The sequence below is a fragment of the Pandoraea cepalis genome, from assembly GCF_902459665.1.
Lineage (GTDB): Bacteria > Pseudomonadota > Gammaproteobacteria > Burkholderiales > Burkholderiaceae > Pandoraea > Pandoraea cepalis.
This window is the reverse complement of record NZ_CABPSL010000053.1, coordinates 1-853: the sequence shown is the minus strand read 5'-3', so window position 1 is coordinate 853 and position 853 is coordinate 1. Positions and strand designations below refer to the sequence as shown.

Annotated in this window: 1 pseudogene; it reads right to left on the bottom strand. The window is 57.7% G+C overall.

Annotation, left to right across the window (positions count from 1 at the left end):
• Positions 1 to 787, bottom strand: a pseudogene (locus PCE31106_RS23895) (IS3 family transposase); the annotation flags it as partial.
• Positions 788 to 853 lie beyond the last annotated feature (66 nt).

Genomic DNA, 853 nt, shown 5'->3' with positions numbered 1-853 from the left:
CCACGCCATTCCATGTGCTGCTCCAGCGTGCGAATCACCCGCTCGGACGGCAGCGAGAAATCCACCTCAATGCCCAGCGCCTCGCGGTTGAAATCATCAATCACGTTCAGCGTCCGGATGCTGCGCCCGTCAACGAGCTGGTCATGCATGAAGTCCATTGACCACACTTCGTTGATGGCATGCGGCACCGACAGCGGCTGCGGCGTTTCGCGCACCAAGCGTTTCTTCGGCTTGATGCGCAGGTTCAGCTCCAGCTCCCGATAAATCCGGTAGATGCGCTTGTGGTTCCACCCGAATCCCTTCACGTTACGCAAGTAGTAATAGCACAGCAGAAAGCCCCAGTTGCGATGACAGCCCGTGATACGCATCAGCCAGTCTGCAATCTCTTCGTTCTCCGTGTTCAATTTCGCCTCGTATCGGTAGCACGACTCGCTGATGCCGAACACTGTGCACGCCACACGAATTGACACGCGGCGCTGTTGCACAACCTGCTTTGCCATCTCGCGCCGGCGAGATGGCTTCAGAACTTTTTTTGCAGCGCCTCCGAGGCAATCTCAGCCTTGAGCTTCTCCTCGATGTACATCTTGCGCAGCCGGGCATTCTCCGCCTCGAGCTCCTTCATGCGCGACATCATCGACGCGTCCATCCCGCCGTACTTCGAGCGCCATTTGTAGAACGTTGCCGAACTGATGCCCAGTTCCCGGCATAGCTCCGGCACCGCAAGCCCAGCCTCCGCGCGCTTGAGCGCCTCCAATATCTGGCTGTCTGTGAATCTCGACTTCTTCATCTGCAGAACTCCCTCTTAACGAGAAAATTCTACTTCTCCCAGCGCCGGTTTGCGGGGGGCATTACC